22 protein-coding genes are annotated in these 25,289 nt (G+C 70.6%); 8 read left to right on the forward strand and 14 right to left on the reverse strand.

The window, feature by feature from the left end:
- Positions 1–49: 49 nt before the first annotated feature.
- A complete protein-coding gene (gene galT / locus ACQEU8_RS32620; RefSeq protein ID WP_433107522.1) occupies positions 50–1,165 on the reverse strand; it encodes a galactose-1-phosphate uridylyltransferase in 1,116 nt (371 codons plus the stop codon).
- 223 nt (positions 1,166–1,388) lie between these two features.
- Here galT and ACQEU8_RS32625 point away from each other — a divergent pair, with 223 nt between their 5' ends.
- Entirely contained in the window at positions 1,389–3,059 is a 1,671-nt protein-coding gene (locus tag ACQEU8_RS32625; protein WP_433107524.1) for a sodium:solute symporter family protein, read from the forward strand.
- A gap of 28 nt (positions 3,060–3,087) precedes the next feature.
- The gene (locus ACQEU8_RS32630) at positions 3,088–3,396 is read left to right on the forward strand and encodes a hypothetical protein (RefSeq protein ID WP_433107526.1); all 309 of its coding nucleotides are present in this window, start codon (positions 3,088–3,090) and stop codon (positions 3,394–3,396) included.
- A gap of 95 nt (positions 3,397–3,491) precedes the next feature.
- Here ACQEU8_RS32630 and ACQEU8_RS32635 read toward each other — a convergent pair whose 3' ends face one another.
- The 7 genes from ACQEU8_RS32635 to ACQEU8_RS32665 all read right to left on the reverse strand — a co-directional run bounded on the left by ACQEU8_RS32635 (position 3,492) and on the right by ACQEU8_RS32665 (position 13,778).
- A complete protein-coding gene (locus tag ACQEU8_RS32635) occupies positions 3,492–4,169 on the reverse strand; it encodes a helix-turn-helix transcriptional regulator (RefSeq protein WP_433107528.1) in 678 nt (225 codons plus the stop codon).
- Positions 4,170–4,429: 260 nt separating this feature from the next.
- On the reverse strand, positions 4,430–6,253 hold the full coding sequence (locus ACQEU8_RS32640) for a PQQ-binding-like beta-propeller repeat protein (protein WP_433107530.1): 1,824 nt from the start codon (positions 6,251–6,253) through the stop codon (positions 4,430–4,432).
- 261 nt (positions 6,254–6,514) lie between these two features.
- Complete coding sequence (locus tag ACQEU8_RS32645; protein ID WP_433107532.1) at positions 6,515–8,392, reverse strand: ABC-F family ATP-binding cassette domain-containing protein; 1,878 nt, start codon at positions 8,390–8,392, stop codon at positions 6,515–6,517.
- 98 nt (positions 8,393–8,490) lie between these two features.
- Complete coding sequence (locus tag ACQEU8_RS32650; RefSeq protein ID WP_433107534.1) at positions 8,491–9,366, reverse strand: EamA family transporter; 876 nt, start codon at positions 9,364–9,366, stop codon at positions 8,491–8,493.
- On the reverse strand, positions 9,363–9,878 hold the full coding sequence (locus ACQEU8_RS32655; protein WP_433107536.1) for a YbaK/EbsC family protein: 516 nt from the start codon (positions 9,876–9,878) through the stop codon (positions 9,363–9,365). Before ACQEU8_RS32655 ends, ACQEU8_RS32650 begins: the two co-directional genes overlap by 4 nt.
- 97 nt (positions 9,879–9,975) lie before the next feature.
- Positions 9,976–11,619 carry a penicillin-binding transpeptidase domain-containing protein gene (locus tag ACQEU8_RS32660; RefSeq protein ID WP_433107538.1) on the reverse strand — a complete coding sequence of 548 codons (1,644 nt, stop codon included), beginning with the start codon at positions 11,617–11,619 and terminating at the stop codon, positions 9,976–9,978.
- Between the two features lie 362 nt (positions 11,620–11,981).
- Positions 11,982–13,778 (reverse strand): dolichyl-phosphate-mannose--protein mannosyltransferase, encoded by a 1,797-nt coding sequence (locus ACQEU8_RS32665; protein WP_433107540.1) that lies wholly within the window; start codon positions 13,776–13,778, stop codon positions 11,982–11,984.
- Between the two features lie 127 nt (positions 13,779–13,905).
- On the opposite strand from ACQEU8_RS32665, the gene rsmI reads away from it, so the two are divergent.
- From rsmI to ACQEU8_RS32690, 5 genes are all read left to right on the forward strand, one after another.
- Positions 13,906–14,775 carry a 16S rRNA (cytidine(1402)-2'-O)-methyltransferase gene (gene rsmI, locus ACQEU8_RS32670; RefSeq protein WP_433107542.1) on the forward strand — a complete coding sequence of 290 codons (870 nt, stop codon included), beginning with the start codon at positions 13,906–13,908 and terminating at the stop codon, positions 14,773–14,775.
- A gap of 191 nt (positions 14,776–14,966) precedes the next feature.
- A complete protein-coding gene (locus ACQEU8_RS32675; protein WP_433107544.1) occupies positions 14,967–15,266 on the forward strand; it encodes a hypothetical protein in 300 nt (99 codons plus the stop codon).
- 95 nt (positions 15,267–15,361) lie between these two features.
- On the forward strand, positions 15,362–16,240 hold the full coding sequence (locus ACQEU8_RS32680; protein ID WP_433107546.1) for a TatD family hydrolase: 879 nt from the start codon (positions 15,362–15,364) through the stop codon (positions 16,238–16,240).
- A 56-nt stretch (positions 16,241–16,296) separates the two neighbouring features.
- Entirely contained in the window at positions 16,297–17,247 is a 951-nt protein-coding gene (gene rsmA, locus ACQEU8_RS32685; RefSeq protein WP_433107548.1) for a 16S rRNA (adenine(1518)-N(6)/adenine(1519)-N(6))-dimethyltransferase RsmA, read from the forward strand.
- Positions 17,244–18,167: a 4-(cytidine 5'-diphospho)-2-C-methyl-D-erythritol kinase gene (locus ACQEU8_RS32690; RefSeq protein WP_433107550.1), complete on the forward strand. Its 924-nt coding sequence runs from the start codon at positions 17,244–17,246 to the stop codon at positions 18,165–18,167. Before rsmA ends, ACQEU8_RS32690 begins: the two co-directional genes overlap by 4 nt.
- Positions 18,168–18,284: 117 nt before the next feature.
- Here ACQEU8_RS32690 and ACQEU8_RS32695 read toward each other — a convergent pair whose 3' ends face one another.
- The 4 genes from ACQEU8_RS32695 to ACQEU8_RS32710 all read right to left on the reverse strand — a co-directional run bounded on the left by ACQEU8_RS32695 (position 18,285) and on the right by ACQEU8_RS32710 (position 22,422).
- On the reverse strand, positions 18,285–19,493 hold the full coding sequence (locus ACQEU8_RS32695) for a serine hydrolase domain-containing protein (RefSeq protein ID WP_433107552.1): 1,209 nt from the start codon (positions 19,491–19,493) through the stop codon (positions 18,285–18,287).
- Between the two features lie 142 nt (positions 19,494–19,635).
- Positions 19,636–20,436, reverse strand: a complete 801-nt coding sequence (locus ACQEU8_RS32700) for an energy-coupling factor ABC transporter ATP-binding protein (RefSeq protein ID WP_433107554.1) — start codon at positions 20,434–20,436, stop codon at positions 19,636–19,638.
- Positions 20,424–21,188, reverse strand: coding sequence for a cobalt ECF transporter T component CbiQ (gene cbiQ / locus ACQEU8_RS32705; RefSeq protein ID WP_433107556.1), 765 nt, complete (start codon positions 21,186–21,188; stop codon positions 20,424–20,426). Before cbiQ ends, ACQEU8_RS32700 begins: the two co-directional genes overlap by 13 nt.
- Positions 21,189–21,204: 16 nt before the next feature.
- Positions 21,205–22,422: an energy-coupling factor ABC transporter permease gene (locus ACQEU8_RS32710; protein WP_433107558.1), complete on the reverse strand. Its 1,218-nt coding sequence runs from the start codon at positions 22,420–22,422 to the stop codon at positions 21,205–21,207.
- A 286-nt stretch (positions 22,423–22,708) separates the two neighbouring features.
- Here ACQEU8_RS32710 and ACQEU8_RS32715 point away from each other — a divergent pair, with 286 nt between their 5' ends.
- Positions 22,709–23,122, forward strand: a complete 414-nt coding sequence (locus ACQEU8_RS32715; RefSeq protein WP_433107560.1) for an SsgA family sporulation/cell division regulator — start codon at positions 22,709–22,711, stop codon at positions 23,120–23,122.
- Positions 23,123–23,316: 194 nt separating this feature from the next.
- Here ACQEU8_RS32715 and ACQEU8_RS32720 read toward each other — a convergent pair whose 3' ends face one another.
- Together ACQEU8_RS32720 and ACQEU8_RS32725 are read right to left on the reverse strand one after the other, a co-directional pair.
- Entirely contained in the window at positions 23,317–23,829 is a 513-nt protein-coding gene (locus ACQEU8_RS32720) for a GNAT family N-acetyltransferase (RefSeq protein WP_433107562.1), read from the reverse strand.
- Positions 23,820–25,076, reverse strand: a complete 1,257-nt coding sequence (locus ACQEU8_RS32725) for an XRE family transcriptional regulator (protein ID WP_433107564.1) — start codon at positions 25,074–25,076, stop codon at positions 23,820–23,822. Before ACQEU8_RS32725 ends, ACQEU8_RS32720 begins: the two co-directional genes overlap by 10 nt.
- Positions 25,077–25,289 lie beyond the last annotated feature (213 nt).

Raw genomic sequence — 25,289 nt, forward strand, 5'->3', positions numbered from 1 at the left:
GTCGCTTCTCCGGCCACGGAGCCCACGAAACCACCTGATTCTGTGTGATTCACGAAGCGACCTCACGCAGGCGCCTCGCCGCGGCTTCCGGCGGCACATCGTTGATGAACACGTTCATGCCGGATTCGGAACCCGCGAGGAACTTCAGCTTGCCGGGAGCCCGTCGGATGGTGAAAAGCTCCAGATGCAGCGCGAACTCCGCACGGTCCGCGAGGCCGGGGGCGGGTTCGGCGGCGAACGGCGCCTGGTGCCAGGCGGCGATGTAGGGGGTGGGGGGCTCGTGCTCGCCGAAGACGCGGTCGAAGCGGCGCAGCAGTTCCAGGTAGATCCCGGGGAACTCGGCGCGGGCCGCCTCGCCGAGCGACGGCAGGTCGGGCACCCGGGCCGTGGGGTACAGGTGCACCTCGTACGGCCAGTGCGCGGCGTAAGGGACGAACGCCGTCCAGTGTTCGCCGTCGATGACGACCCGGTCCCCGGCGGCGCGTTCGGCCGCGACGAGGTCGTCGAAGAGGTTGCCGCCGCCGGGCCCGCCGGCGTACTCGGCCAGCGAGCGCAGCACGCGGGTGGTGCGCGGGGTGGTGAACGGATAGCCGTAGATCTGGCCGTGCGGATGGGAGAGGGTCACCCCGATCTCCTCGCCGCGGTTCTCGAAGCAGTACACCTGCTCGACGCCTGGCGACCTGGACAGCTCGGCGGTCCGGTCGGTCCATACGTCCAGGACGAGGCGGGCCTGCTCCTCGTCGAGGTCGGCGAAGGAGGCGTGGTGGTCGGAGGTGAAGCTGACCACCTCGCAGCGCCCGGCCCCTGGCGCGTGCCGGAAGAGCCCGGAGGGGCCCTCGCTCTCCTCCTTGCCGGGTGCGCCGCGGAAGGAGGGGAAGCGGTTCTCGAAGACGGCGACGTCGTAGTCGGACTCCGGGATCTCGCTCATCCGCCCCTCGCGGGAGGGGCACAGCGGGCACTCGTCGGCCGGCGGGTGGTAGGTGCGGGCGTTGCGGTGCGCGGTGACGCCGACCCACTCGTCCAGCAGCGGGTCGTGCCGGATCTCGGAGAGCGCCTCGATGGCGGGCATCGGACGCCGGTCGACGGCGGTACGGACAGCATCGTCGCTCAGGTCGTAGTAAACGATCTCGCGGCCGTCGGCCAGACGGCCTGAGGTCTTCTTCACCGGATGGCTCCTCGTTCCTGGACCTCAAACATAATCGCACACAAGGAACCACGAGCCAACAGACGCCGATTCCGCCCCTGCGGCCCCGCTGCGCCACCCCTGCGTCCGAGCCCCTCCGGGAATCATCACAATCAAACAAACTCTTGCAACATGACCTTTCAAAAGTTGAAACATCGGCGGTACGTTCGCGTCCGTTCCGATCGCGCAATGAAGCGAGTGACCCATGTTGCACCTGGCCGAAGGGCTACGGCTCCCCACCAACGGACTCGATTACACACTTCTCGGCATCTACTTCGCCGTGGTACTCGGGATCGGCTTCGCCGCCCGGCGCAGTGTGAAGACCAGCCTCGACTTCTTCCTCTCCGGCCGGTCGCTGCCCGCCTGGATCACCGGCCTCGCCTTCGTGGCCGCCAACCTGGGCGCCACCGAGATCCTCGGCATGGCCGCCAACGGCGCCCAGTACGGCGTCTACACCGTGCACTGGTACTGGATCGGCGCCATCCCCGCCATGGTCTTCCTCGGCCTGGTGATGATGCCGTTCTACTACGGCTCCAAGGTCCGCTCGGTGCCCGAGTTCCTGCTGCACCGGTTCGGGCCCTCCTCCCATCTGCTCAGCTCGATCATCTTCGCGGTCTCCTCGGTGCTGATCGCGGGCGTCAACCTCTACGCGCTCGCGCTCGTACTGAAGGCGCTGCTGGGCTGGGAGCTGTGGATCTCCATCGTCGTCGCGGGCTTCTTCGTGCTCGCGTACATCACACTCGGCGGCCTCTCCTCGGCGATCTACACCGAGGTGCTCCAGTTCTTCGTGATCCTCGCCGCGCTGATCCCGCTCACCGTCGTGGGCCTCAAGCGCGTCGGCGGCTGGGGCGGGATCACCGACACCCTCTCCGGTGAGAAGGGCGGTGCCTTCATGACCGCCTGGGACGGCACCGGGATCGGCTCCGCCAACCCGCTGGGCGCCAACTGGCTGACCATCGTGCTGGGTCTCGGCTTCGTGATGAGCTTCGGCTACTGGACGACCAACTTCGCCGAGGTGCAGCGCGCGCTGTCCGCCAAGAACCTCTCCGCGGCCCAGCGCACCCCGCTGATCGCGGCCTTCCCCAAGATCTTCATCCCGATGGTCGTGGTCATACCCGGTCTGATCGCGCTCGTCATGGAGCCGACGCTGGGCAAGACCAAGGACGGGCTGCAGTACAACGATGCCATCCCGGTCCTGATGCGCGATCTGCTGCCCAACGGCGTGCTCGGCATCGCGGTCACCGGTCTGCTGGCGGCGTTCATGGCCGGTATGGCGGCCAACATCTCCTCCTTCAACACCGTCTTCACCAACGACATCTACGCGGCGTATCTGAAGAAGGACCGGCCCGACGAGCACTACGTGGCCACGGCGCGCTGGGTCACCGTCGTCGGCGTGCTGGTCGGCATGGGGACGGCGTTCATCGCCTCCTCGTTCAGCAACATCATGAACTACCTCCAGACGCTGTTCTCCTTCTTCAACGTGCCGCTGTTCGTCGTCTTCATCATCGGCATGTTCTGGAAGAAGACCACGCCTGCCGCCGGTTTCTGGGGGCTGTTGACCGGCACCGCCGGCGCGATGGTGAACTACTTCTGGTTCTACAAGCAGGGCGTCATCGACATCCCCAGCGACCAGGGCGCCAACTTCGTCTCCTCGATCGTGGCCTTCGTGGTGGGCGCGGTGGTGATGGTGGCCGTCACGCTGTTCACCAAGCCCAAGCCCGCGGAGGAACTCGCCGGCCTCGTCTACGGCACCAGCTCGCCCGGCGAGCCGGAACCGCCCGGCGAGGGCGACGACGCGTGGTACCGCAAGCCCGCACTGCTGGGCTGGGGCGCGCTGATCCTCGCCGCCATCTGCTACATCCCGTTCTCCTTCTGAGCTCCGACGCGAAGGACACCGAAGCGCAATGAGCGACAACAGCACTCCAAAGCCCGCCGCCCAGAAGGTGGCCAAGGACGTCGAGGAACTGGAGCGGCGCTCCCAGACCGCGGCGCGGCTCTTCGACGTACGGCGCATCATCGGCGGTCTGTTCGTGGTCTACGGCGTGATCGTCACCATCGCCGGGATCTTCGCCTCGGAAGAGGATCTGAAGAAGGCACAGGACATCAACATCAACCTGTGGACCGGGCTCGCCATGCTGGCCCTGGGCCTGGCGTTCCTGGTGTGGCTCCGGCTGAGCCCGACGATTCCGCCTCCGGCGCAGGACGACGAGTAGGGGTTGCCCCTTTCCGCCGTCCGCGGGCTGCGGGCCCCGTCGTGGTTGCTCGCGCAGCCCCGCGCCCCTTTCGGGGCGCGGGGCTGCGCGACCGGTCACGCGCCCGCAGCGCCGCCCGCTCGTTCCAGCAGGCCCGTGCGGGCGGCGAGGGCTGCGGCCTCCAGCCGGGAGCCGACCCCCAACTTCATCAGCACGCGCTGCACATGGGTACGTGCCGTCGACGGGGCGATGCCCATCCCGGCGGCGATCAGCCGGGTGTCCTCGCCCTCGGCGACCCGCACCAGCACCTCCACCTCCCGCGGCGTCAGCATCTGCAACAGCCGGGCGCCCTCGTCGTCCGGCTCGGCGGCCGGGTTCAGGAGCTCGGCGAACGACTGCGTCAGTAACTGCGGCGCGACGGCCGCCTCCCCGGCCCGCGCCTTGACCATGGCCCGTTCGACGCCCTCGATCCGCTCGTCGTGCCGTACATAGCCGGACGCCCCCGCCGCGAAGGCGGAGGCGATCCCGCGCGGGCTCGGCACCGGACCGAGCACCACCACCGCGATCTGCGGTTTCTCTCTCTTGATCCGTACCACCGGATCGAAGACGCCTGGTTCGGCGGGCGTCGCCGTACCCAGCAGGCACACCTCCGGTGCTCTGCTGATCACCAGCTCGGCCGCGCCGGCGCTGGGCGCGGCCGCCGCGAGCACGCGGTGCCCGCGCAGCTTCAGCGCCGAGGCAAGAGCCTCGGCCAGCAGGCGATGGTCGTCCACCACCATGAGCCGCACGCTCATCAAGCTCGCTCCCCCCACAACACTCCCGATGGCCCCGTACCCCCGGACGCAGCCCCTCTTTGTTCTCCGGGAAGCTACACGCTCACTCGCCGTTCCGCGCCCCTTACGGGCTGAAATCCCCAAGGGAGGGCTTGAACCGAGCGCCTGAAGACGGCCGACGGCCCGCCACGGCGTACCGTGACGGGCCGATGCGGCCGCTCGGACCTGCTGTGCGCCGGCGCGGTTCGGCTATCTGTTCAACCGCTCGCCGGCCCGCGTGCTCAACCGCTGGTCGGCGCGAACCCGACCGCCAGCCGCGGCGCCGAGTCGCTGATGGACGAGCGCTCGGAGATCAGCTTGTCCTGGATGAAGAACCTGTTGTCCTCGAAGATCAGCGGGGCGTCCACCGAGTAGGCGTCCACGGAGAACGCCTGCTCGCCCTCGTCGAAGTCGGAGGCCGGCATCTTCAGCAGCGTCGTCTGCTTGCCCTTCTTCGGCTCGACGCTGACGATCTCGCCGCCCTTGCCCAGGCTGGGCGTCTTGTAGCCCAGCACGTGGTCGCCCTGCATCTTGAACGGGATGATGTTGCGGTCGGCGCCGGCGCCCGACTTCCACTTCGGCTTGCCCGTGTTGAAGTCGAAGGCCATGATCTCGTTGGTGTCGGACAGGTCGCCGCTCTCGCCGTCGTGCTCGGCCGACGAGAGGTAGACCGTGTCGGGGCCGACAGCCATGCCGTAGCAGCCGTTGACCTCCAGCTCGCAGGGCTTGTTGTAGCGCTCGCCCAGCGAGATCTTGGCCTTGAGCTTCTTGTCCTCACCGATGGTGAACACATCGCTGGTCAGCTCGTCACCCGCGCCGGCGACCAGCACCAGCGGGTCCGTGGAGGCGACCCGGACGTTCTTGACGCCCTTGGGCGGCTCGTACTTCCACTTGGACTCGCCGTTCTTCGGGTTCAGCTTCTGCACGGAGACCTGCGGCTTGTCGAAGTCGTTGCCGCACTCCACGACGGCGACCAGCGACTTGCCGCCCTGGTAGCCGACGTCACGGCAGTTGCTGGGCTTGGCCTTCCACAGCCGCTTCCCCGAGGAGATCTCGTAGCCGACCGAGCCGCCGATCCACGCCGAGGCGACGGTGTCACCGCTGATGGCGACGTTGTCGATGGACCTGGTGTCCGAGTTGGGCATCGTCTTGTCCCAGGCGATCTTCTTCGCCTCCAGGTCGACGACGACCATACGGGTGCAGTCGGCGCTGTTGGAGATGGTCTCCTGGACGATGAGGGCGACCTTGTTGTCCTTGGTCACCTCGTTGGAGGCCGCGCAGACGTTGCCCTTGAGCGGGACCTTCGTCTCGTTGCCCGACTTGAGGTCCTGGACGAGCAGCTGCCGGACCGAGGACTTGGCGAACACCTTGTCGGTGGCCCAGGCACCGGCGACGCTGGTGACGTCCTTGACCTCGGGCGCCTTCATGTCGACGACCTGCTTGGCCTGCGGGTCCTTCGGCGGCGAGTTGGGGTCCTTCTGCTGCGAGGAGCCCCCGCCGCCCTTGGACTCGTCCTTCTTCTCGTCGTCCTTGGTCAGGAAGAAGACACCGGCGACGGCTATCAGCGCGACGACGACAACACCGGCCACCACGGCGATGATCTTGGAGTTGTTGTTGCCGCCACCGCCGCCGGGCATGCCGCCCGAGGTGTTGGCGTACGGGTAGGCGCCCGGAGGCTGCTGCCCGTAGCCGCCGGGCGGCGGACCGGGGGGCGCGGGCGTGCCGGGCGGCGGTCCGGGCGGCCCGGGCGGCCCCGTCGGCGGGGGCACGGCGCCGAAGGCGGCCTGGGTGGGCGCCGCGTGCGCGTTCTGCTGGGGGTTCTGCTGCGGGTCCTGCTGGGGGTAGCCGTAGCCGGGCGGCGCCGCGGGTGTGGGCGGCTCCGACGACTTCGAGAGCGGCGACTGCGGAGGCTGCGGGGGCTGCTGCGGATAGCCGTAGGACTGGCCGGAGTCCGGCTGCTGCGGGTAGCCGTAGGACGGCTGACCCTGCGGGTCACGCGGCGGTTCCTGCGGTGCGCCGAAGCCTCCGGATGGCGGCTGGCTAGGCGGCGGAGGCGGCTGCGACATGAACAATCCCTCGTTACGGGCAGACCGGCGCCGGACCTTCAACCCCTGTCGGGCAAACCCCCGTAGGGCCGAGCGAATCGGACAAGTGGCCTGCCAATGGCAGACTTCAGAGCGGAAGTTCTTTCTACCATCGGACACGAACCGGCCACCGCGCCGGTTCCCGGCCACCGGGCGCGTGACACCGAGTCGCAATCACCTCGGGACCGAGTCGGAACGCACCGGAGGCCGCCGCACCGCTCCCGCCGTGCCCTGTCGTGGCCGTCAGGCGCCTTCCGACTCCGCCAGTTCCAGCCAGCGCATCTCCAGCTCCTCGCGCTTCTCGCGCACCTCGCGCAGTTCGGCGTCCAGGCCCGCGATCCGCTCGAAGTCGGTGGCGTGCTCGGCCATCTCGCCGTGCAGGGCCGCCTCGCGCTGCTCGGCCTTCTCCAGCTGGCGCTCGATCCGCTGCATCTCCTTCTGCGCGGCACGGGAGAGCGCGGCGGGCTTGGCGGGCGTCCCGGCCGACGCGGCGGGCGCCTTGGCCGCGGCACCGCTCGCCTCCGGTGCCGCCGCGGGGGCCGCCGCCGCGGCCCTGGCCTCCATCCGGGCCCGGCGCTCCAGATACTCGTCGATACCGCGCGGCAGCATCCGCAGCGTCGCGTCGCCGAGCAGGGCGTGCACGCGGTCCGTGGTGCGCTCGATGAAGTACCGGTCGTGCGAGATGACGACGAGGGAACCCGCCCAGCCGTCCAGCAGGTCCTCCAGCTGGGTAAGGGTCTCGATGTCCAGGTCGTTGGTCGGCTCGTCCAGGAAGAGGACGTTGGGCTCTTCCATCAGCAGCCGCAGGATCTGCAGCCGCCGCCGCTCGCCGCCGGAGAGGTCGCCCACCGGCGTCCACTGCTTCTCCTTGGCGAAGCCGAACCGCTCGCACAGCTGCGAGGCCGTCATCTCCCGCCCCTTGCCGAGGTCGATCCGGGAGCGTACGGCCTCCACCGCCTCCAGGACGCGCAGCGCCGGGTCCAGCTCGGCGACCTCCTGGGAGAGATACGCCAGCTTCACCGTCTTGCCGACCTTGATCCGGCCCTCGGTCACCAGCGGGGACGTCTGCTCACCGCCGGTGTACGCGGTGTCGGCGAGAGCCCGCAGCAGCGAGGTCTTGCCCGCGCCGTTGACCCCGACCAGACCGATCCGGTCGCCGGGCCCCAGCTGCCACGTCAGATGCTTGAGCAGCACCTTCGGACCGGCCTGTACGGTCACGTCCTCCAGTTCGAGGACGGTCTTGCCCAGCCGCGAGTTGGCGAACCGCATCAGTTCCTGGCTGTCCCGCGGCGGCGGCTCGCCCTCGATCAGCGCGTTCGCCGCCTCGACCCGGAAGCGGGGCTTGCTGGTACGGGCCGGAGCGCCGCGCCGCAGCCAGGCCAGCTCCTTGCGCATCAGGTTCTGCCGCTTGGTCTCCTCCTGCGCGGCGATACGCTCCCGCTCCGCGCGGGCGAAGACATAGTCGGAGTAGCCGCCCTCGTACTCGTGCACCGCACCGCGCTGCACGTCCCACATCCGGTTGGCCACCTGGTCGAGGAACCAGCGGTCGTGCGTGACGCACACCAGCGCGGAGCGGCGGGCCCGCAGATGACCGGCGAGCCAGGAGATGCCCTCCACGTCGAGGTGGTTGGTCGGCTCGTCCAGCACGATCAGATCCTGCTCGGCGATGAGCAGCTTGGCGAGCGCGATCCGGCGGCGCTCGCCGCCGGAGAGCGGGCCGATCACGGTGTCCAGGCCCTGCGGGAAGCCCGGCAGGTCCAGGCCGCCGAACAGCCCGGTGAGCACGTCGCGGACGCGGGCGACGCCCGCCCACTCGTGGTCGGCCATGTCGCCGACCACCTCGTGCCGGACGGTGGCCAGCGGATCGAGGGAGTCGTGCTGGGTCAGCACGCCGATGCGGAGCCCGCCCGAGTGCGTGACCCGGCCCGCGTCCGGCGCCTCCTCGCGGGCCAGCACCTTGATGAGGGTGGTCTTGCCGTCGCCGTTGCGGCCCACGACACCGATCTTGTCGGCCTCGCTGACGCCCAGGGAGACGGCGTCGAGGAGGGTGCGTGTGCCGTGCACCTTGTCGACGGCTTCCATGTTGACGAGGTTCACGGGGGTGCCGCGGTTGCCAGCCATCTCACTCCTGTTGGGGACCAGCCCCCAAGGGTAGTCCCGTGCGGGGTGCCGCCGGGCAGCGGCCGTGGCCGGGTGCCCGGCAGCGCCCGGGGCTGGGCTCAGCTGCCGTGCAGCATCAGCGCTATGCCGCCCACCATCAGCACGCTCGCCGCGGTACGGGGCCAGCCGAAGCGCTCCTTGAAGAAGACGGCTCCGATCGCGGCCCCGGCGATGATCGACGACTCCCGCAGCGCCGCCACCGGTGCCAGCGGCGCCCGCGTCTGCGCCCACAGCACCAGCCCGTACGCCACCACCGACAGCGCGCCGCCCAGCAGCCCGCGCAGCGCGATGGGGCGCAGCTGTACGAGCAGCTCCCGGCGGCGGGTGGCGATCGCCCAGGCGGGGATCGCCAGCCCCTCCAGGATCATCAGCCACGCGATATAGCCCAGCGAGGTGCCCGAGGCCCGGACGCCCACCCCGTCCACGACGGTGTACGCGGCGATGGCGAGCCCCGTGCACACGGCGGCCGTCAGCGCCGGCCACTGCGGCGCCGCCGCGCCTGGCTCGCCGTCGTCGCGGCCCTTGCCGCGCAGTCCCCACAGCGCGACCCCGACCAGTCCCGCCGAGGCCAGCAGCACCCCGGCGAGCTGCCAGGGGTCGGGCATCTCGTGCACGAACACCGCCGCGAGCACGGTGACCACCAGCGGCGCCGTACCCCGCGCGATGGGGTACATCTGCCCGAACTCCCCCATCCGGAAGGAGCGCATCAGCAGTGCCTGGTAGACGACGTGCAGCACCGCCGAGACGATCAGCGCCGGCCAGGCTCCGGCGGCCGGCAGCGGGGTGAAGCAGGCCAGTACGGCACCGCACACCGAACCGCCGCCGCCGACCAGGGTGAAGGCGAGCAACTGGTCGCGGATGCCGTGCGCCAGGGCGTTCCAGGTGGCGTGGATGAGCGCCGCGGCCAGCACCGCGGCGACGACTATCGGCGTCACTCGGCGTCGTCCGCGGCGGACGCGCGCCCGGCTCCTTCGCGTACGTCGACCAGGGTGCCGCCCGCGTGCTCGATCAGCGTCTTCGGGTCGAGCGGGAAGACGGTGTGCGGGGTGCCGGCGGCGGCCCAGACCGTCTCATGGGCGAGCAGTCCACGGTCGGCCAGCACCCGCATCTCGGTGAGGTGTCCGAAGGGCGGTACGCCGCCGATCGCGTAGCCGGTCGCGGCGCGGACGGTGCCGGCGTCGGCGCGCTTGACGGTGGCACCGCCGAGGATCTCCCGCACGAGGGCGACGTCGACGCGGGAGGCGCCGTCCATCAGCACCAGCACAGGGGTACCGGCCGCCTCGAAGACCAGGGACTTGACGATCTGGCTGAGGTCGCAGCCGATCGCGGCGGCGGCCTCGGCCGCCGTGCGGGTGGCCTCGGGGAAGGCGCGGACCTCTACATGGTCGAGGCCGAGGGCTGTGAGGGCCTGGCTGAAGCGGGGGTGCGCGGTGACTGGCTGGGTCATGAAAGGGACGGTACCGCGAGGTGAACAGGCCGCTGCCGCTGCCCCGGACGGAGCCGGGACAGCGGCAGCTGAAGCGCTTCTGGTACGCGGGGTCGGGTCAGCCGCCCGCGGACTGGAGGACCTTGCGGACGACGGGGCCCGCGTTGTCGCCGCCGTGCCCCGAGGCGGGCACGACCGCCGCGGCGGCGATGTCGCCGGAGTACGCCGTGAACCAGGCGTTGGGCTTCTTCTGCCCGTCGACCTCGGCGGAGCCGGTCTTGCCGCCCACGTCACCGCTGAGCCCCGACATGGCCTTGGCGGCGGTGCCGCTGGTGGCGGTGAGCTTCATCAGCGCCTTGAGGTCCTTCTGGACGCCGGGCTTCATGGCGCGCGGCGCCTTGGCGAGGGTCCGCTTGTCGAGGGAGGCGGACACCAGATACGGCTGCTTGAAGGTGCCGTTCTGCACGGTGGCGGAGACGGACGCCATGGTGAGCGGGTTCATCCGCACGCCGCCCTGGCCGATGAGGGAGGACGCCATCTGGGCGTCGGACTGCACGGGGACGCTGCCGTCGAAGGTGCCGGTGCCGGTCTTCCAGTTGAGGCCGATGCCGAAGACGTCGCGGGCCTCCTTGGTGAGGTCGTCGTCCTTCAGCTTGGGCGCCTGGGTGATGAAGGCGGTGTTGCAGGAGCGGGCGAAGCTCTGCGCGAAGGTGCCGTTCTTGATCTGGAACTTGTCGAGGTTCTGGAACTTCCAGCCGCCGTACGTCGAGTACTTGGGGCACGGGTGCGGCTTGCCCGGCGAGGTGATGCCCTTGTCGAGCAGCATCGCGCTGGTGACGACCTTCATGGTGGAGCCGGGGGCCAGCGAGCCGCGCAGGGCGCTGTTGAAGCCCTTGGCGGGGGAGTTGGCGACGGCCAGGATCTCGCCGGTGCTGGGCTTGACGGCGACGACGGACGCCTTCGGCTTGCCGCGTACCGCGGCCTCGGCCGCGCGCTGCACCTTGGCGTCGAGGGTCGTCTTCAGCTTGCCCGGGGTGGGCTTGGACAGCTGCCGCAGCACGGACTTCGTCTTGCCCTTGCCGTCCACGATGCGGACCTGCGCACCCGGCGAGCCGTCGGTCTTGTCGCCGTAGCGCTTGCCGATGTCGCTGACCACGTCGGCGAGGGTGGGGTGCCGGCCGGCGCTGAGCGGCGAGCCGTCGCGGTCGACGGCGGTGACGGGCGGGGTGCCCGACGCGTCGGTCCTGATGGTCTGGCCGTCCTTGAGCTTGGGGTGCAGCACGGACGGCTTCCAGTCGACGACGGGCTCGCCGGTGCGGGAAGAGCGGACGATCTCCAGCGCGGAGTCGTACGTCCAGGCCGAACGCTTGGCGCCGTAGGCGACCCGCGCCGCGACATCGAATGGCACCTTCTCGCCGTCGGCCGCCTTCGGGGTGACGGCCATCTTGGAGACATGGGCCTTGCTGCGGAAGCCGGCCAGCGCCTTGGTGGCCGCTGCGGAGTCGTCGGTCAGCGCGGCGGCCTTCTTGGTGTCGCCGCCGGCCCAGGCGCCGAGGAACGCCTTGGCGGCGGTGCGCACTTCCTGCGCGCTCAGCGGGCCCTTCTTGATCTTGCCGGGCGCCTTGCCCTCGTCGTCGGCGGCGACGGTGCTGCTCTTCTCCTCACCGTCGCTGTCGACCAGGGCGTAGACGCCGACGCCGGTGAGCCCGACGACGGCGGCGGCGACCCCGCCGATCACGGCCATCTTCTGTGTGTCGCGCATCCGAGTTCTGCCCCTCCACCCCGCCTTGGCCTTGTGCGGCCGAAGTCCTGACGCGAGGCACCCTAGAGCACGTCCATGACAGAACGTGTCCCGGTATGCCCGTTCGGCCCCATCTTCGGGAGATCTGGTTTCCAGGATTCACCGATTCCGGGAAACCGAGGCGCGGAGCGGAACCACCGCCCCGCGGCGGCCGCGTTCCCGCGACCCGTGGGGCAGACGAGCAGCGCGGGGCGATCGGTTCCAGATCACGGCCATGTGTCCGAATCGCGATCTTCGCTGAGCGTTTTCGTGATCTGCCAGGTGCGATCACGCCCGTTTCCATCCGGAACGGGCCGGTTCCGGTCAGCCCCGGGGAGCTGCGGTCAGATCCACGAATCCAGCCACATCCGGTGCCGCCACTCCCCGAGCGGAATCGTCTCTCCGGTGTAGATCGGCCAGAAATAGATGAAGTTCCACACGATGAGCAGCCCCACGACGCCCACCGCGACCACGCCGAAGGTGCGCCGTCTGTCGTCCGTTCCCGGTGGCACGGCCAGCGCTCCGGCCGCCATGGCCAGGGCGAGGCACAGGAAGGGGAGGAACACCACGGCGTAGAAGAGGAAGATGGTCCGCTCCTGGTAGGCGAACCAGGGCAGATAGCCGCCCACGACGCCGCACAGGATCGCGCCCGCCCGCCAGTCGCGGCGGAAGAACCAGCGGTAGAAGACGTAGCAGAGGGCGACGCAGGCGGCCCACCACAGCACCGGGGTGCCCAGCGCGAGAACCTCGCGGGCACAGCCCTCGGCCTTGTCCGTACAGCCGTCGGTGCCCGCCTTGGGCGACTCGTAGAAGTAGGAGACGGGACGGCCCAGGACCAGCCAGCTCCACGGGTTCGACTGGTAGGTGTGCCCGGAGGTGAGGTTGACGTGGAAGTCGTAGACCTCGCTCTCGTAGTGCCACAGGCTGCGCAGCGGCCCGGGCAGCCAGCCCCAGGGGCCGGCGGCGCCCTGCTTGTCCGCCCAGTCGCGGAAGTAGCCCCCGGAGGTGGCGAACCAGCCCGACCAGGAGGCGATGTAGGTGACCACCGCGACCACCGGCAGCGAGACGAAGGCGGGCAGCGCGTCCTTGCGGAGCATCGCCACGAGGGGCCGGGAGGCACCCGCGGTACGGCGCGCGCCCATGTCCCACAGGACGGTCAGGATGCCGAACGCGGCCAGTACGTACAGCCCGTTCCACTTGGTGGCGCAGGCCAGCCCGAGGCACACCCCGGCCGCCAGTCGCCAGGGCCGCAGGCCCAGACCGGCCCGGTCCCCCACGAAGGCGTCCGGCAGCGGCACTCCGGTGTCGGGTCCGTCGTCGGTGCCGCCGCGCGGCAGCCGGGCCGCGAGCCGTTCCCTGGTCCTGTCCCGGTCGACGAGCAGACAGCCGAACGCGGCCAGCACCCAGAACATCACCACCAGGTCCAGCAGCGCGGCGCGGCTCATCACGAAGTGCAGCCCGTCCACCGCCATCAGGGCACCCGCCAGGCACCCCAGCGTCGTCGAGCGGAACAGCCGGCGCCCGATACGGCACAGCATCAGCACCGAGAGGGTGCCGAGCACCGCCATCATGAACCGCCAGCCGAACGGGTCCAGCCCGAACAGCGCCTCGCCGAGCCCGATCATCCACTTGCCCAGCGGCGGATGGACGACGTACGAGCCCCGGGAGGAGAGCGGAATGCGCTGCGGATCGCCCAGGATCTGGTCGTTGGCGTTGTCCGGCCAGGTCCCCTCGTATCCGTGGTGGATCAGCGACCAGGCGTCCTTGGCGTAGTACGTCTCGTCGAATATGACGGCGTGCGGGGAGCCCAGCTGCCAGAAGCGCAGCACCCCCGCGAACAGCGCGACCAGCACAGGACCGCCCCAGGCCGCCCAGCGCGCCAGCCGCAGCGACACCTCGGGGGCCAGCCCGAAGACCGCCCCCAGCCGCGGATCGGGCTCGGGGAACGGCGGGGTGAGCCGTTCGCGGACACCGGCACGGGGCCGGGCCGCATAGCCGAACCGGCGCAGCCGCGCCTGCCACCTGGGGAGTCCCGGGGGGCCGTCCCCGCTCCCGGTGCTGCCCTCGCAGTCCGGGCTGCCGGGCCCAGCCTGCTTGCGGTCGGCGTCCCCCACGGTGTCACTGGTCGTCACGCGGGCCATCGTAGGGATCGCGGGGGCGTCGTGCGCGCCCGCGTCGCCGCCGCCACGAGGACGGGGCGGGTGACGTGCCCGGGGCGGGACGGGTGACGCGGTGAGGAGGCCCGGTGGACGCTGCGAGGATGGACGGGTGACTGGAACCCTCGTACTCGCCGGAACCCCCATCGGCGACCCCTCCGACGCCCCGCCGCGGCTCGCGGCCGAGCTGGCCGCCGCCGATGTCGTCGCCGCGGAGGACACCCGGCGGCTGCGCAAGCTGACGCAGGCGCTGGGCATCACACCGGCGGGCCGGATCGTCTCCTACTTCGAGGGCAACGAGGCCGCCCGGACGCCCGAGCTGGCCGAGGCGCTGGTGAACGGGGCGCGGGTGGTGCTTGTGACGGACGCGGGCATGCCCTCGGTCTCGGACCCGGGCTACCGGCTGGTGGCCGCGGCCGTGGAGCGCGGAGTACGGGTCACCGCCGTCCCCGGCCCCTCGGCCGTGCTGACGGCGCTGGCGGTCTCCGGGCTGCCGGTGGACCGGTTCTGCTTCGAGGGATTCCTGCCCCGCAAGCAGGGCGAGCGGCGCAGCAGGCTGCGGGAGGCGGCCGAAGAGCGGCGCACACTGGTGTACTTCGAGGCGCCGCACCGGCTGGAGGCCACCCTCGCCGCCATGGCCGAGGTCTTCGGCGCGGAGCGGCAGGCAGCCGTGTGCCGGGAGCTGACCAAGACCTACGAGCAGGTGCGGCGCGGGCCGCTGGGCGAGCTGGCGCAGTGGGCCGCCGAGGGTGTGCGCGGCGAGATCACCATCGTCGTACGGGGCGCCGAGGCGACCGCGGGCGGGGCGGACGCCGCGGAGCTGGCCCGCAGGGTCGCGGAGCGGGAACGGGCGGGCCAGCAGCGCAAGGAGGCGATCGCCGAGGTGGCCCGCGAGGCTGGGGTGCCGAAGCGGGAGGTCTTCGACGCGGTGGTCGCCGCGAAGACCGCCGGGGGAGGCCGCGAGGGCGGGGCCGCCGGGTAAAGGACTTGCGCGGTAGAGCAAAGGGAAGGTCCATGGACGCCCTTTACCTTGACGCTTGGCCCAAATTTCCCCAAACGAAGGAAAAGCACTACTGAGCTTCCTTCCAGTGCGCTCATCCGAGGAGTGCACTGGCTGTGGGCGCACAATCCCCCAGCCTCCGGCCGGGGGTACCCCCAGGGAAGGGAGCTGCCATGAAGGACGAGAGCGGCATCGGCAAGGACATAGCCGGCGCGTCCCACACCGCCCCGGAGACGGTGCACGAGGCGTATTCGTTCGCCTGCATGAAGTGCGGGCACGGCTGGGAGCAGGACTACGAGATCCAGCACCTCGAATACGCGGACGGCAAGCCTTTGATCGTGTACTACGAGGACGGAGAACGCGTTCCCTCGCCGCTCACCAGGCCCACGTGCCGGTTCTGTGACGGGCATCTCGTCCGCATCATGCGGTCGGGTCGCGTCTCGAAGGCGGAGGCTGCGCTTCCGCACCACTGAAGCGCATCGCTGAAGCGCCACCGCTGAAGCGCACCGCTGAGGGGCCCCTCCCCGCCAGGAGAGCAGTGACACGGCCGCGCTTTATCATCGCCGGTATGTCCACCTCCCCGGCCCCGAACAGCGCAGCGACGAACGCCGCGAAGGCTCGGGCGGCGCAGGCACCCCCGCCGCCGCCCGAGCCGCTCGCCTTCCCGGTCGCGGACTCCCACACCCACCTGGACATGCAGGATGCCGCGGTCGCCGACGCGCTCACCGCGGCCGCCGCCGTCGGTGTGACGACGGTCATCCAGGTCGGCTGCGATCTGGAGCGCTCCCGGTGGGCCGCCGAGACGGCCGCCGAGTGGAAGAACGTCTGGGCCGCCGTCGCGCTGCACCCGAACGAGGCGCCCCGGCTGGCCGCCGAGGGCGGCGAGGAGGCGCTGGACGAGGCGCTGGCCGGCATCGAGAAGCTCGCCGCCCTCCCCCATGTGCCGGCCGTCGGCGAAACCGGCCTGGACTACTACCGCACAGGACCCGAGGGCATCGCGGCGCAGCAGCGCTCGTTCCGCGCTCACATCGAGCTGGCCAAGCGGCTGGACAAGGCGCTGGTCATCCACGACCGCGAGGCCCACGCGGACGTGCTGCGCGTCCTGGACGAGGAGGGCGCACCCGAGCGGACCGTCTTCCACTGCTACTCCGGTGACGCCGAGATGGCGAAGCTGTGCGCCGACAAGGGCTACTTCATGTCCTTCGCCGGGAACATCACGTTCAAGAACGCGCAGCCGCTGCGTGACGCGCTCGCTGTGGCGCCGCCCGAGCTGCTGCTGGTGGAGACGGATGCGCCGTTCCTGACCCCCGCGCCGTACCGGGGCCGCCCCAACGCGCCGTATCTGATCCCCCTCACACTGCGCGCGATGGCCCGCACCAAGGGCATGGACGAGGAGCGGCTGGCCCGGCACATCGCGGCGAACACGGCGCTGGCCTTCGGCTACTGAGGGCCGGGCCACGGGCGGCGGTCGGCGCGCCCCTCGGGCGGCCGTAAACTGACGCGGTGAGCGCTGCCCCTTCCGATTCGTCCGCCACGCCCGACCCCTCCGGCGGCGGCGTGCTGCTCGGCCCCGCCGAGGTGCGGGAGCTGGCGGAAGCGCTGGGGGTGCGGCCCACCAAGCAGCGCGGGCAGAACTTCGTGATCGACCCGAACACGGTGCGCCGTATCGTGCGCACCGCCGAGGTCCGCGACGACGACGTGGTCCTGGAGGTCGGCCCGGGACTCGGCTCGCTCACCCTGGCACTGCTGGAGACGGCGGCACATGTCACCGCCGTGGAGGTCGACGACGTACTGGCCGCGGCCCTGCCCGCGACGGTACGGGCCAGGCTGCCCGAGCGTGCCGGACGCTTCTCCCTCGTGCACGAGGACGCGCTGCGGGTCACCGAACTGCCGGGACCCGCACCGACCGCGCTGGTCGCCAACCTCCCCTACAACGTGGCAGTCCCGGTGCTGCTGCACCTGCTGGCGACGTTCCCCGGCATCGAGCGGACGCTGGTGATGGTGCAGTCCGAGGTCGCCGACCGGCTGGCGGCGCCGCCGGGCTCGAAGGTGTACGGGGTGCCGTCGGTGAAGGCCGCCTGGTACTGCGAGGTCAAGCGCGCCGGGGCGATCGGGCGGAACGTGTTCTGGCCGGCGCCCAACGTCGACTCCGGGCTGGTCTCGCTCGTACGACGCGCGCACCCGCCCGCGACGGGTGCGAGCCGCGAGGAGGTGTTCGCCGTCGTCGACGCCGCGTTCGCCCAGCGGCGCAAGACGCTGCGGGCCGCGCTGTCCGGATGGGCGGGCTCGGGCGCCGCCGCTGAAGAGGCACTGCGCGCGGCCGGGGTCTCCCCGCAGGCACGCGGGGAGTCGCTGACCGTCGCCGAGTTCGCCGCGATCGCGGAACACCGCCCGGGCCGTACCGGCGCACCGGTGGACGACAACAGGAACGGAGACGAGGAGCGCACCGCGTGACCCAGCCAGCAGCCGCCACTCCCACCGGGACGGTCACGGTCCGCGTCCCCGCCAAGGTCAATGTGCAGCTCTCGGTCGGCGGGCTGCGCCCCGACGGCTTCCACGGGCTGGCCAACGTCTTCCTCGCCGTCGGGCTGTACGACTCCGTCAGCGCCACCCGTGCCGAGGAGCCCCGGCTGACCGTCTCAGGGCCCGACGCCGCGCTGGTGCCGCAGGACCGCACCAATCTGGCGGCGCGCGCCGCCGAACTGCTGGCCGAGCGGCACGGGCTGGCGCCCGATGTGCATCTGCACATCGCCAAGGACATTCCCGTCGCGGGCGGCATGGCGGGCGGCAGCGCGGACGCCGCCGGTGCGCTACTGGCCTGCGACCGGCTGTGGGGCCTGAACACCCCGCGCGAGGAGCTGCTGGCGCTCTGCGCCGAGCTGGGCTCGGACGTGCCGTTCAGCTTCGCGGGCGGTGCGGCGCTCGGCGAGGGCCGGGGCGAGGTGCTGACTCCGCTGGAGGTGGGCGGCGCCTTCCACTGGGTGTTCGCCGTCGCGGACGGCGGTCTGTCCACACCGGACGTCTACCGCGAGTGCGACCGGCTGCGCGCCGACGACGACGTACCCGAACCGGTGGCCTCCGAAGCGCTGTTGGCCGCGCTGCGCGCGGGCGACGCGCAGGCGCTGGCCGGTGCGCTGCGCAACGACCTCCAGCCCGCCGCGCTCTCACTGCGGCCCTCCCTCGCCGAGACCCTCAACACCGGGCTGGCCGCGGGCGCGTTGGCGGCCCTGGTCTCCGGCTCCGGGCCCACCTGCGCATTCCTCGCGGCCGACGCCGACTCGGCGGCCCGTACGGCGCACACTCTCACGGCGTCCGGCACCTGCCGCGCCGCTCGCGCGACGACGAGCCCGGCACCGGGCGCGACGGTGGTGTGACGGGGCGCGCCCCTCCCCCAGCCTCCGGCCGGGAGGTACCCCCAGGGGCGCGGGGAACTGCGCGAGCAACCACAACGCGTTCGCAGCCTGCGGACGGCAGACAGAGGCAGCCCCTCCTCAGCAGACGACGGAGCGCAACGCGCGGATCACAGCCTGCGGGCGCGGATCACTGGTCACCGAACGGTGCAGCGCACCAGTGACATAGCCGAAAGAAACCCCCGTCTCCGGATCGGCGAAGCCGAGGGAGCCACCCCGCCCTGGGTGGCCGAAAGAGCCGGGACCCAGCAACGGGCACGCCGAACCGTGCAGCATATAACCGAGGCCGAACCGGGTACCCACGATCAGCACCCGGTCCGCCCCGTCCGACTCCAGGGACCGGGCCTGCGTCAGCGTCGCGGGGGTGAACAACCGCCGGGCAGCCCCCAACGGCCCAAGCAGCGCAGCGTAGAACGCGGAGAGCGAGCGGGCCGTGGCGATGCCGTTCGCGGCGGGGAGTTCGGCGGCGCGGTAGGCCGGATCGTTCTCGTCGGGCTTCGGCACGACGGCGCCGAAGGCCCGGCGGGTGAGCGAGCCAGGGTCGGCGTAGGCCTCGGTCACCGAGCGCTTGGGGCGGGTGCGCAGCGCGCCCGGCTGAGGGGCGGGCGCCTCCCGTGCGGCGACCCTGGCCACCCGGCCGTCGGCCGCGATCTCGTCGGGCAGTCCGATCCACAGGTCGAGCCCGAGCGGGGCGGCCACCTCGTCGGCGAACCAGCGCCCCAGGCTCCGGCCGCCGCTGGCGCGTACCACCAGTTCGCCCAACAGCCAGCCGAAGGTGTGCGGGTGGTAGCCGTGCGCCGTACCGGGCTGCCATTCGGGGGTCTGCGCGGCGAGCGCCCGCGCTGCCCGGCCCGGCTCCAGCACCTCCTCCGGGGTGAGCGGTACCTCCAGCGCGGGCAGCCCGGCGCGGTGCGCCAGCAGATGGCGGACCAGGATGCGCTCCTTGCCGGCTGTCTTGAACTCCGGCCAGTACGAGCCGACGGGCGCGTCCAGGTCGAGTTGGCCGCGCTGGTGCAGCAGATGCGGTACGGCCGCCGCGGCGCCCTTGGTCGCGGAGCGGATGACGACTGCGGTGTCCTCGCTCCAGCGCGCGGCGTCAGGGTCCGCCGGGTCGGTGCTGCCGCCCCACAGGTCGACGACCTTGCGGCCGTCCCGGTGCACGGCCAGCGCCGCGCCCTGCTCGCCGCGCTGCTCGAAGTTGCGTATGAAGGCGTCCCGGACGGGCTCGTACCCGTCCGCCACCGTGCCGTGCACCACGATTCCTTCGCTCCTGTCGCCATGAGGGCGCATTTGTCACTCCGCGCGCCCTCCATGGTCCTACGCGACGAGAGGGCATCCGGCATCGGGGGCCGCGCCACGTAAGGGGCGCGGGGAACTGCGCGAGCAACCACCACACACCCGCAGCCGCCGGACGACAGGCAGGGGCACCCCCTCAGGCAACTGGCGCCGTCACAGACCGGGGGTCGAACCCGAACGGGAGCTCCAGCCGATGGGCCCGCATCAGCTCCGCGTCGGAGAGCAACTCCTGCGTCGTACCGTCAGCAACCAGCACCCCGTCGCTGAGCACAACAGACCGCGGGCACAGCTCCAGCGCGTACGGCAGATCATGGGTGACCATCAGCACCGTCAGATCGAGTGAGCGGATCAGATCCGCGAGCTCGCGGCGGGCCGCCGGGTCGAGGTTGGACGACGGCTCGTCCAGTACGAGGATCTCCGGGCGGCCCGCCAGCACGGTGGCGACCGCGACCCGGCGCCGCTGGCCGAACGAGAGATGGTGCGGCGCCCGGTCCGCGTGCTCCGCCATCCCGACCCGCTCCAGCGCCTCCCGTACCCGCGACTCCAGCTCCGCGCCGCGCAGCCCGGCGGCGGCGGGCCCGAAGGCCACGTCCTCGCGGACCGTCGGCATGAACAGCTGGTCGTCCGGGTCCTGGAAGACGATGCCGACCCGGCGCCTGATCTCCGCCAGGTTGGGTCGTTCGGCCTTCAATCCGGCGACGGTGACCGACCCGGCGCCCGGCTTCAGGATGCCGTTCAAGTGCAGCACCAGCGTGGTCTTGCCCGCACCGTTGGGGCCGAGCAGCGCGACCCGCTGGCCGCGCGGCACGGTCAGATCGACGCCGAACAGCGCCTGGTGGCCGTCGGGGTAGGCGTAGGCGAGGCCGCGCACTTCGAGCGAGGGAACCTCGGCGGGCACATCGGCGGCGGTATCGGTGGTGGAGATCACAGGGTCCATCCCAACAGACAGATCGCGAGGGCGGTCAGCGGCAGTGCTGCCGAACGGGCCCACTCCGTCCGGCCGGCGGGCCCGTCGCCGAGAGCGGGCGGCATGGTGCCGGTGTACCCGCGGCTGAGCATCGCCAGGTGCACCCGTTCACCGCGCTCGTAGGAGCGGATGAACAGCGAGCCGGCCGACTTGGCCAGCACCCCCCAGTGCCGGGGCCCGCGCGCCTCGAAGCCGCGGGAGAGGCGGGCGGTGCGCATGCGGCGCATCTCGTCGCTGATGACGTCCGCGTAGCGCACCATGAACGTGGCGATCTGGCACAGCAGCGGCGGCATCCGCAACCGCGCCAGCCCCAGCAGGAGTTCGTTCAGCCCCGTCGTCGAGGCGAGCAGCACCGATGCGGCCACTCCGAGAGTGCCCTTCGCCAGTACGTTCCACGCGCCCCACAGTCCGGACTCGGACAGCGAGAGGCCCCAGACGGTGATCCGCTCCCCCTCCGCGACGAACGGCAGCAGCACCGCGAATGCCACGAACGGCACCTCGATCGCCATCCTGGTCAGCAGATGGCGCGCCGGTACCCGGGAGACGGCGGCGACGGCCGCCAGCAGCACCGCGTACGCGCCGAACGCCCAGACGGCCTCGCGCGGGGTGGCGACGACCAGGAGGACGAAGCAGAAGACCGCCGCCAGCTTGCAGTGCGCGGGCAGTGCGTGCACGGGTGAGTGGGCGTGCTTGTAGAGCTTGTGCGCGTGTCCGGCACCCATCGCGGTTCGCCTTCCGCTAGCGCTCGGTGGCGGTCACCGAGGTGCCGGTCACCGGGTCGGACGCCCGGCCCTCGGCCGCCGGAGCCGGGGACCTGTCGCGGCGGCGGCGTACGACGAAGAAGACGCCGGAGCCCACGACGAGGGTGGCGCCGACGCCGATGACGCCTGCCAGACCGCCGGACAGGCGGGTGTCGGCGATGTCCTTCACCCCGTAGTCCGCCAGCGGGGAGTCCTCCGCGGCGTGCTTCTCCTCCTTCTTGTCGATGCCGTTGTCGGCAGCGACCCTCTCCAGTCCGTCGGGGCTGGAGGAGGCGTAGAAGCTGAGCCCTCCGGCGCACAGCAGGGTGACGACGAGGCCGCTGATCCACAGCGCACGGGTGGAGCGGCGCGGCCCGGCGGCAGCCGCCGGGGCGGCGGTCGTGGTGGCGGCGGTCGTGTCAGCGGCAGTCGTGTCGGCGGCGGTCGCAGGAGTGGCGGTCGCCGGAGTGGCGTTCGTGTCGGTGGGCCGTGGCATCTCGTCCGGGACGGCCGCCAGCGGGGAGGGCCGCAGCTCAAGCCGGACGGCGAGCCGGTCGCGCGCCCCGTGGACCAGGTCGGGGCGGACGGCCACCACGGCGCCCACGGTCGCGGCGGTGATCACGGCCTCACCGATGCCGATCAGCACATGCACCCCGACCATCGCGCCGAAGACCTTGCCCAGCGCGACGTCGGTCGTCCCACCGAGCGCGTAGATCCCGGTGAAGGCGATCGCCGCCGCCGGTACGGAGACGAGCGCGGCGACGAAGGAGGCGCCGGTCACCATGGAGCGCCTGCGCGGCAGCACCCGCACCAGCGCACGGAAGACGGCGTAGGCGACCAGGACGGTCACCACACCCATGTCCGTGATGTTGGTGCCCAGCGCGGTCAGCCCGCCGTCCGCGAACAGCACGCCCTGGAGGAGCAGTACGACGGAGACGCACAGCACGCCCGTGTACGGCCCCACGAGTATCGCGGCCAGTGCACCGCCCAACAGATGGCCGCTGGTGCCGGCTGCCACCGGGAAGTTGAGCATCTGCACGGCGAAGATGAACGCGGCCACCAGCCCGGCCAGCGGCGCCGTCCGCTCCCCCGCCTCGCCAGGACCGCCGCCCAGTTCGCGCCGGGCGCCACGCAGGGAGACGGCGACAGCAGCGGCGGCGACGACTGCGGTACCGGCCGAGACGGGGGCGTTGATGAATCCATCAGGTACGTGCATCGAGGCGCTCCGCTTTCTCACGGCTTCTCACAACGGCCCGGCAATGGCCTGGCAGCGGCCGTCTCCAGCCTTTTGAGAATACCGGCCAGATGCAAAGACTTCGCAAGAGGGCGGTTCGTATGCCCGGAATCGGCACGGGACGTACACCTCTGTCCCTCGCCTTGTGGTGGAGCTCACCAGGCTCCTCGGGTGACTGAGCTGCTTTCGCAAGCGTCTGTCAGGGCGAAGGGGCAACCCGGTCCGGGCGATGAGCGCACCGGGAACCCCCCGACCCAGAGGAGCAGAAGTGTCCAAGGTCATCACCCGCACCGTGCAGGCTCAACTGATCACCCGGCCGCCGGCGACCCGGCCTCTCGCACCTGCTCTCCGCTACGAGACGGACGATCCGCTGGCCGTGCGGATCGTCTTCCCCGCCGAGATCGCCCTTGACGGCGAGGAGGTCGCCTGGGCTTTCTCCCGCGAACTGCTCGCCGAGGGCCTGCGCGGCCCCGCGGGCGAGGGCGACGTCCACATCTGCCCCTGCGGGCAGGAGCGGACGGTGATCGAGCTGCACGCGGGCGAGGGCGTCGCGGTACTGGAGTTCCGCGCCACCGACCTGGCCACCTTCCTGCGCCACACTTACGAACTGGTCCCGTCCGGCACCGAAGGCGCCCTCCTGGACCTGGAAGAGGGCTTCGCGGCGCTGCTGCGGGGGGTGTGAGGGGGATTTCTCAGGGCTCCGTCCCCCAGTCCCCCCAGGGGTGCGGGACAGTCACCCCGGGTTCCTGCACCCTGACTGAACGTGCCGCCCAGGCTCACGCGGTGGGACATTTCTCCCAATCGCGGATCATTTCGCGCTTAACGTCCGGAATGGAGGTGCCAGATCGCGAGTACATAGCAACTCGGAATCTGTGTTCAGCCGCGCTTTAGCTTCTGAGCCATGACGGCGTACAGCGGCGAGTCGTCTGACGGCTTGGCTTCGCCCACCTTGTTGTACTTCCAACTCTCATACAAGGCTTGGACCCGGGGGTGGGTGGAGTCAACCAGGAGCGTTACTACATCGGCTTCGACCGATGCGAGCAGTGCGTCATGAATCTGCTTTGCCCGGCCGGTCCCGCGCCATTGGGGCACCACCATCAGTTCCGACAGCGCGAAGACTGATCCCCTCGTGCCAACCGGTCGCTGGTGCCCTTTCCACCATCCACCGGGCTTGAGCATGGATCCGTACGCGTACCCGACAGGGTTGCCCTCTTCCCAACCACAGACACACTGCCAGTTCTCTCGCGAGGACCACAGATCGACGAAGTACGAGAAGCGTTCGCGTGAGTGAAACGGGTTCGGATCGTTCGCGTACACCTCGTCGTGGATGTCGAGCAGCAGGGACCTGACGTTCTGTGCATCGGCATGTGTGTAGCGCTTCAGATCCATTGGCTGGACTCCTCGACCCACTCGACGACTTCGGGACTCTTTGAGCCTGAGGCTACGATCTCCTTTCGTGTCGCAGCCAGGGTGTGAGCAGTTCTCCTCGATCCGGAAGAAGGCAGCAGGAATGCATGAGCCTTCCTAGCTGTGGCACAGGCCAACTCCAGGTCTCCTTGCCTGGCCTGGGCCAGCGAAAGGTGGGCTGTATACAGAGCCCTGTTACGGGTCATGCCATCAGGGATTGCAGCGAGCGTGCGGTGCAGGCAATACTCGGCCCGTCCGTGATCACCCAGTGCGGACCATATGAACGAGGACAGAGCGTCCATCTCGCTTGCGTCGAAGAACTTGACCCACTCCGGGCGTTGCTCGTCGGCGCTACGGGAGAAGGCACGCTCCGCGTCGCTAAGCGCTCGCAGAGCTTCTGAGCGACGCCGGAGTCGCGCAAGTCCGTTGGCGTTCCGGATGTGTCCGAGAGAGGCGTACAACGGATCTCTCCGAGCGACGGGGGAGCGCTTCATCACCTCTGATCCGGCGACTGCTTCGGCGTGGTTCTCACGCTGGCTGGAGGTGAGGGTCAGATGGTTCCAGACGTGATACATCGTCTCGCTGTCGCGAGATAGACCGGCGAAGGTCAGCGCCTTGTCCAGATGAGCGCGTGCCCGCTGCGGAGAGCTTGCGTCGATGGCTGCGAAGGCCGCAGAACTGATGACTTCGGCGGCGAGTCGGTGGAGCATGTCTCGCACGCGAGTTGAAGACGAGGAAACCGCAAGGGTGGACTGAATGCGGAAGGCCAGTTCCACCGCGAGGTTTTCCACCTTCCGTGATCCTCCTACGGCTTGATCCTGTCGGAGGATGGCCACGTAGTCCTGATGGAATCGCCGGACGTCCTGGACGCCAAGGCGCCCATGAGCTGACGCGTACGGAGCGGCGATGGTCAGGGCTGTACCACTTGTGGCGGTGAGGAGCGCGCGTCGGTGCACGGGATCTCCCTCCGGTGGTGCGATGCGCTTCTTGCGAGGCACGAACCCCAGGTCCTCAGCGTCGGCATCAAGAACCTTCTCAACGCACAGCCTGATGCGATCCTGCGGCCACTTGGTCTCGCCGCGCAACCATCGCCGGATGTCCGCATCGGTGACGTTGCCCGGCTTGCCTGTCAGGAGTTCGATCTCAGCATTGATCTGGCGTGCTAACTCCGCTTGCGAGAAGCCGAGTTCGGCGATCCGTGCCGCGAGCTTGCAGTTCTCCTGCGCCATGCCCCCACGGTAACGGTGTGCGATCACCCAGGCACTTGGCGAAGGTAAAAATCACCGGGTCCATGCGCGGTGAGACGGAACTCTTTCACCTGTACGCCGAGCTGTGCTGGGCCGTTGACTGAACAGCAGCAGGCCAAGGCGAAGCCCTTCCGACGGCATCTTCTGTGCCTGACAGCAAGGTTCCCCGCGACGCGGCGCACGTCCGGGGCATGG

It is taken from the genome of Streptomyces sp. CA-250714 (assembly GCF_050936705.1).
GTDB lineage: Bacteria > Actinomycetota > Actinomycetes > Streptomycetales > Streptomycetaceae > Streptomyces.

What these genes read in the sequence shown, in the direction of transcription:
- ACQEU8_RS32625 (WP_433107524.1), top strand. Translation starts at nt 1,389, where the DNA reads ATGTTGCACCTGGCCGAAGGGCTACGGCTCCCCACCAACGGACTCGAT.
- ACQEU8_RS32630 (WP_433107526.1), top strand. Translation starts at nt 3,088, where the DNA reads ATGAGCGACAACAGCACTCCAAAGCCCGCCGCCCAGAAGGTGGCCAAG.
- ACQEU8_RS32635 (WP_433107528.1), bottom strand. Translation starts at nt 4,169, where the DNA reads ATGAGCGTGCGGCTCATGGTGGTGGACGACCATCGCCTGCTGGCCGAG.
- ACQEU8_RS32640 (WP_433107530.1), bottom strand. Translation starts at nt 6,253, where the DNA reads ATGTCGCAGCCGCCTCCGCCGCCTAGCCAGCCGCCATCCGGAGGCTTC.
- ACQEU8_RS32645 (WP_433107532.1), bottom strand. Translation starts at nt 8,392, where the DNA reads ATGGCTGGCAACCGCGGCACCCCCGTGAACCTCGTCAACATGGAAGCC.
- ACQEU8_RS32655 (WP_433107536.1), bottom strand. Translation starts at nt 9,878, where the DNA reads ATGACCCAGCCAGTCACCGCGCACCCCCGCTTCAGCCAGGCCCTCACA.
- ACQEU8_RS32660 (WP_433107538.1), bottom strand. Translation starts at nt 11,619, where the DNA reads ATGCGCGACACACAGAAGATGGCCGTGATCGGCGGGGTCGCCGCCGCC.
- ACQEU8_RS32665 (WP_433107540.1), bottom strand. Translation starts at nt 13,778, where the DNA reads ATGGCCCGCGTGACGACCAGTGACACCGTGGGGGACGCCGACCGCAAG.
- ACQEU8_RS32675 (WP_433107544.1), top strand. Translation starts at nt 14,967, where the DNA reads ATGAAGGACGAGAGCGGCATCGGCAAGGACATAGCCGGCGCGTCCCAC.
- ACQEU8_RS32680 (WP_433107546.1), top strand. Translation starts at nt 15,362, where the DNA reads ATGTCCACCTCCCCGGCCCCGAACAGCGCAGCGACGAACGCCGCGAAG.
- ACQEU8_RS32695 (WP_433107552.1), bottom strand. Translation starts at nt 19,493, where the DNA reads ATGCGCCCTCATGGCGACAGGAGCGAAGGAATCGTGGTGCACGGCACG.
- ACQEU8_RS32700 (WP_433107554.1), bottom strand. Translation starts at nt 20,436, where the DNA reads ATGGACCCTGTGATCTCCACCACCGATACCGCCGCCGATGTGCCCGCC.
- cbiQ (WP_433107556.1), bottom strand. Translation starts at nt 21,188, where the DNA reads ATGGGTGCCGGACACGCGCACAAGCTCTACAAGCACGCCCACTCACCC.
- ACQEU8_RS32710 (WP_433107558.1), bottom strand. Translation starts at nt 22,422, where the DNA reads ATGCACGTACCTGATGGATTCATCAACGCCCCCGTCTCGGCCGGTACC.
- ACQEU8_RS32720 (WP_433107562.1), bottom strand. Translation starts at nt 23,829, where the DNA reads ATGGATCTGAAGCGCTACACACATGCCGATGCACAGAACGTCAGGTCC.
- ACQEU8_RS32725 (WP_433107564.1), bottom strand. Translation starts at nt 25,076, where the DNA reads ATGGCGCAGGAGAACTGCAAGCTCGCGGCACGGATCGCCGAACTCGGC.